Annotated in this window: 5 protein-coding genes; 3 read left to right on the top strand and 2 right to left on the bottom strand. The window is 45.8% G+C overall.

Features of this window, described 5'->3' with window-relative positions; all coding sequences use genetic code 11:
* Nucleotides 1–36: 36 nt before the first annotated feature.
* Nucleotides 37–420, bottom strand: coding sequence for a transposase family protein (locus tag ACLFWI_RS26000; RefSeq protein WP_446415327.1), 384 nt, complete (start codon nt 418–420; stop codon nt 37–39).
* A gap of 183 nt (nt 421–603) precedes the next feature.
* Nucleotides 604–753 (bottom strand): hypothetical protein, encoded by a 150-nt coding sequence (locus ACLFWI_RS25995; RefSeq protein WP_446415326.1) that lies wholly within the window; start codon nt 751–753, stop codon nt 604–606.
* A 555-nt stretch (nt 754–1308) separates the two neighbouring features.
* On the opposite strand from ACLFWI_RS25995, the gene fbp reads away from it, so the two are divergent.
* From fbp to zwf, 3 genes are all read left to right on the top strand, one after another.
* Nucleotides 1309–2373, top strand: a complete 1065-nt coding sequence (fbp, locus tag ACLFWI_RS25990) for a class 1 fructose-bisphosphatase (protein WP_446415325.1) — start codon at nt 1309–1311, stop codon at nt 2371–2373.
* A gap of 102 nt (nt 2374–2475) precedes the next feature.
* Nucleotides 2476–3633 (top strand): transaldolase, encoded by a 1158-nt coding sequence (tal, locus tag ACLFWI_RS25985; RefSeq protein WP_446415324.1) that lies wholly within the window; start codon nt 2476–2478, stop codon nt 3631–3633.
* Nucleotides 3634–3913: 280 nt separating this feature from the next.
* Nucleotides 3914–5443: a glucose-6-phosphate dehydrogenase gene (zwf, locus tag ACLFWI_RS25980; protein ID WP_446415323.1), complete on the top strand. Its 1530-nt coding sequence runs from the start codon at nt 3914–3916 to the stop codon at nt 5441–5443.
* Nucleotides 5444–5463: the final 20 nt, after the last annotated feature.

The raw sequence follows: 5463 nt of genomic DNA, 5'->3' as shown, positions 1-5463 counted from the left end.
TTAATTGAGTTGCTGAACTAAATGCTGATACATTTATTAAAACGTTTTGACAATTTCATAATTGGTTAAAGTATTTTTCAAAGTTTTTCCATCAATAGCAATCCAATCCGTCCCCTCTTTTTTCCAATAATGTTGCTCGACAAAATTTTCAAATATGGCTTTTATCTCTAGGGTTTCAATGCCGATCATCACTCTTCTTATTGTACTATAAGATGGTAATTTTTCTGGACATATTCCTAGCCATTGTATTAGGGTTTCTTTTTGGTCATGGCTAAATCTTGCGATCTGCTTATAATTGACATTCCCCGTCATCAGACCCAAAAAAATAATAGATAAAACTACCCATAATTCGTGCCGTTTGCCTCGCTTGTTGCGAAAATCCTTGACTTTTTTGAATTCTTCAATTATGCTAGTAAGCATGATTTTTTTGAAATTGAAAAAAGTGAGCTTTTCTTAATTTTACCGGGAAAAGTTCACTTTTCTTTTAAAGATTCCCCCGGACTTTGAAAACCCCCTGCTTTTTAAGCTATGCATTAGTCACATCTTTCTTAACAATCCACAAGTCTTATGGTGTCTGGGTTGGGGAGCAATGCTTAATATAGCTTAAAAAATAAATATGGCTGTATCCAACCATCGGGCTTGGGGCGTTGTTTTTTGTGCAAAGGGTTCAGAGTGATCGGGAGATTCTGGTAGAAGTTTGTCACTCACCACACTCAATCTTGGTATCGTAGAGCTGCTTGCTGCTTTGATCATACTGTTTTTCCAGTCAGAGTGCGATCGCGTGCCAGAGTGTGATCGCACCCAAACAGTTCCCACTCACGTACTAGCTCGCTAGTCCATTAATACAAAGTCTTAAGTTGACACCAATGCACGTCGGTGCGCCCCTACAATGCTAATCCACCAAATAAGCTGTGTCACGCCACTAAGAATACTGTTCGCGTCTCCGAGATTAACTTACCAAGCCGCACGGCGATGCAGTTTCAATTTTTCGGCTGGGGGAACTTCCGTTTAATCAACGCAAGCAAGGCTAAAGCCATAACTACCAACGAACGGGTGTTACGGCGATCGCACTGCTTGAGCAACCTGAATTTAGCATCATTTCTTCTATGCAATCTAAACAACTGAACAGCCCCATCCAGCCGGAAAAGATGTCAAAATTCCTCTAAAGTGAGATGCTTGCTGGTCAACGCCTCTCTAAGATAGAGAGTAAAGTGGAAAAGACTACCATGCCAGGATTGGTACAGAGGCGTCTTAAACCCAAGAGGTACCCTCGCTTACCAACAGCGTGACCGATAAGGAGGAAAGAATATGGCAGATGTCGAGCGCTCTCTAGTGGAAGAGCATTCTCTGGATCGGGATTGTACCACGCTATCCCGCCACGTTCTGCAACAGCTTAAGAGTTTTAGTGCTGACGCCCAAGATCTCAGTGCCTTAATGAATCGTATTGCCTTAGCCGCCAAAATTATTTCCCGACGGTTGAGTCGCGCTGATTTGGTCGAAGGTGCATTGGGATTTACCGGGAACGTGAATGTGCAGGGCGAATCCGTCAAAAAGATGGATGCTTATGCTAATGATGTATTTATCTCGGTGTTTAAACAAAGTGGACTCGTTTGCCGCTTGGCATCCGAGGAAATGGAAAAACCCTACTACATTCCCGAAAACTGCCCGATTGGTCGGTATTCCCTGATCTATGATCCGATTGACGGCTCCTCGAATGTTGATATTAACTTGAATATCGGCTCAATTTTTGCAATTCGTCGGCAACAAGGCGACGATATCGACGGCGAAGCCACGGATCTGTTGCAAGATGGACACCAACAAATCGCCGCCGGCTACGTGATCTATGGACCGAGTACAATGCTGGTCTACTCTATTGGTACTGGGGTTCATGCTTTTACCCTTGATCCCAGCTTGGGTGAGTTTATTTTATCTCAGGAAAATATGCAAGTGCCAGAGCATGGACCGGTTTATAGTGTCAATGAAGGGAACTTCTGGCAATGGGATGAATCGATTCGCGACTATATTCGCTACGTCCATCGCCATGAAGGGTATACGGCTCGCTATAGTGGAGCTTTAGTGGGAGACTTCCATCGGATTTTGTGTCAAGGGGGCGTGTTTATTTATCCCGGTACAGTGAAAAAACCGGAAGGAAAGTTGCGTCTACTCTATGAAACTGCGCCCTTAGCCTTTTTAATCGAACAAGCTGGGGGTCGAGCTAGTACCGGTACCCAAAACCTGATGGATGTGGTGCCAGAAAAACTCCATACGCGCACACCGTTGATTATCGGAAGTAAAGAGGATGTGGCGTTAGTGGAGTCCTTTATTCAAGAACGAACAAGAGAATCAAAAGAAGCGATCGCGTCTCGTTCTTAGCCTAGTATCAATCGTAACGAAGAATTCAAGGTTCCTTAACCCAGGGACATGTCCTTGAATCCAGACCCCTAGTAATCTATACCCTAATTTAGGAGTTTAAGCATGACAGCAACAGCCAATAATCCTATCTTCCAAATCGAAAACGATTACGGTCAGAGTATCTGGATGGATAATCTTAGCCGTACTATTATCGAATCCGGTGAACTTAAGCAGTTAATTGAAAGTCGCGGCGTTCACGGGATTACCTCCAACCCGGCGATTTTTGAAAAAGCGATCGCGGGGAATGCAATTTACGATGCCGATATCGAAGCTGGGATTAAGGCAAAAAAATCGGTGCAGGAGATTTATGAATCCCTAATCTTTGAGGATATTCGCAACGCTTGTGATATTCTCAAACCGATTTATGATCAAACTGATGGACTTGATGGTTACGTCAGTATCGAAGTTCCTCCTACCATCGCCAAAGATACTGAAAGTACGATTAATGAAGCCCGTCGGTATTATCAAGCCATTGGTCGCGAGAATGTGATGATTAAAATTCCCGGAACTGCTGAAGGTTTACCGGCTTTTGAGCAAGTGATTAGTGAAGGGATTAACGTTAATGTTACCTTACTCTTCTCGGTACAAAGTTACATTGACACCGCTTGGGCGTATGTCCGAGGCTTAGAAAAACGGGCAGAGAAAGGAGAAGATATTAGCAAACTAGCCTCCGTTGCCAGTTTCTTCCTCAGCCGGATTGACAGTAAGATTGATGATCGCATTGACGAAAAACTCCAGGCTGGGGTTGACCGGATCGAGAAAAAGGCAAAGCTGGAAGAGGTTAAAGGCAAAGTCGCGATCGCGAATGCCAAAATCGCTTATCAGAAATTCAAAGAAATTATCCAAAGCGATCGCTGGAAAGCCTTATCTGCCAAAGGTGCAAATGTACAACGTCTCCTGTGGGCAAGTACCAGTACCAAAAATCCCGAATACAGCGATGTCATGTACGTGGATGAGTTGATTGGTCCGAATACCGTCAACACCCTACCACCGAATACTATCGAAGCCTGTGCCGATCACTGTTCTCCGGAAAATCGGATTGAAACTGATGTGGAAAAGGCGTATCAGTTAATGGAAAACCTCAAAGATCCCGATATCGCGATCGATCTAGATCAAGTCATGGATGAACTGCTTGATCAAGGCATTGACAAATTTGTCAAGCCCTTTGAGTCCTTAATGTCCTCCCTGGATAGCAAGGTCAAAGACTTGGCAACGGTATAGCGATACCCTAAGGCGTGAGGTATACCTGACTGTAGGGGCGCAATCATTGCGCCCTTACCGATGTAGCCCATTAAACGGGAAATTGCCGATGAGCCGTGTAAATCAATAAGCCATGGTATAAACTTGGTCGGGGCGGGTTGAGTCACATCCGGGTGAGGCAAAAAACGATAATCATCAAACCCGTCCCTATACAAAACCATGTTCCCTCAAATGTCGTAAAGGGTCAAAACCATGCCCTCTAGCGAAGCCAAGGATCAAAACTCAACACTCAAAACTCGAAATGGTGACATTTACAGAAAATCCCCTGCGCGTTGGTTTACAACAGGAACGGAGTCCAGAACCGCTAATTTTAGTGATTTTTGGCGCATCTGGAGACCTGACCCAACGCAAGCTAGTTCCCTCCCTGTATCAGCTTAAACGCCAACGACGGCTTCCCGCAGAAATAACAGTTGTTGGGGTAGCCCGTCGCGAATGGAGTCATGACTATTTTCGCGAACAGATGCGGGAAGGGATTGAGGAGTTTTCTGACGGAATTCACTCTGAAGAACTGTGGAATGATTTTGCTGAAGGGCTATTCTATTGTCCCGGCAATATCGATAAACCAGAAAGCTATCAGAAATTGAAAGCATTTTTGGCAGAACTGGATGGTAAACGGGGAACCCGGGGAAATCGGGTATTCTACCTCGCCGTGGCGCCCAAGTTTTTCCCGGAAGCCATCCGCCAACTGGGAACAGCCGGAATGCTGGACGATCCAATGAAGCATCGCCTGGTGATTGAAAAGCCCTTTGGTCGAGATTTAAGTTCAGCACAAATTCTCAACCGCGTCGTGCAGCAAGTGTGTCGTGAGGAACAGGTTTATCGCATTGATCACTACTTGGGCAAAGAAACCGTTCAGAACCTGCTAGTCTTCCGCTTTGCTAACGCGATCTTTGAACCCTTGTGGAATCGCCAATTTGTGGATCACGTTCAGATTACCGTAGCCGAAACCGTGGGCGTCGAAGATAGAGCGGGTTACTATGAAACATCGGGTGCGCTGCGGGATATGGTGCAGAACCATTTGATGCAACTCTTTTGCTTAACCGCAATGGAACCACCCAATTCCCTGGATGCGGATAGTATCCGGACTGAAAAAGTAAAAGTAGTTCAGGCAACACATTTAGCCGATATTAATAATTTAGAATGTTCAGCGGTTCGGGGTCAGTACAAGGCAGGCTGGATGAAAGGGGAGGCAGTACCAGGCTATCGAGAAGAAGAAGGCATTGATCCCAACTCGATCACACCCACTTACGTGGCGATGAAACTGATGATCGATAACTGGCGTTGGCAAGGGGTTCCCTTTTACCTGCGAACTGGGAAGCGGTTACCGAAGAAAGTCAGTGAGATTGCGATTCAGTTTCGCGATGTCCCCTTACTGATTTTCCAATCCGCCGCCCAACAAACCAGCCCCAACGTGCTAACCATGCGGATTCAACCCAATGAAGGCATTTCCCTGCGATTTGAGGCGAAAATGCCGGGTCCGCAGCTACGTACCCGCACAGTAGATATGGATTTTAGCTATGGCTCATCCTTTGGCATGGCGACATCCGATGCCTACAATCGATTGTTACTCGATTGTATGTTAGGAGATCAAACGCTATTTACCCGCGCCGATGAAGTGGAAGAAGCCTGGCGGGTGATCACCCCAGCCCTATCCGCTTGGGAAGCACCCACTGACCCCAGCACAATTCCCCAATACGAAGCCGGAACTTGGGAACCAAAAGAGGCGGAACACCTGATTAATCGGGATGGACGTCGTTGGCGTAGACCCTAGTTTGGGAGATGGGGAAGATG

This window comes from Coleofasciculus sp. (genome assembly GCF_046539235.1).
Classification (GTDB): Bacteria; Cyanobacteriota; Cyanobacteriia; order Cyanobacteriales; family Coleofasciculaceae; genus Coleofasciculus.
The sequence above is the reverse complement of the archived record's forward strand: the minus strand, read 5'-3'. Positions and strand labels throughout refer to the sequence as shown.

Bases quoted from the DNA above. Each gene is read 5' to 3' on its own strand.
- tal (WP_446415324.1), top strand. From the start codon at position 2,476: ATGACAGCAACAGCCAATAATCCTATCTTCCAAATCGAAAACGATTAC.
- ACLFWI_RS26000 (WP_446415327.1), bottom strand. From the start codon at position 420: ATGCTTACTAGCATAATTGAAGAATTCAAAAAAGTCAAGGATTTTCGC.
- ACLFWI_RS25995 (WP_446415326.1), bottom strand. From the start codon at position 753: ATGATCAAAGCAGCAAGCAGCTCTACGATACCAAGATTGAGTGTGGTG.
- zwf (WP_446415323.1), top strand. From the start codon at position 3,914: ATGGTGACATTTACAGAAAATCCCCTGCGCGTTGGTTTACAACAGGAA.
- fbp (WP_446415325.1), top strand. From the start codon at position 1,309: ATGGCAGATGTCGAGCGCTCTCTAGTGGAAGAGCATTCTCTGGATCGG.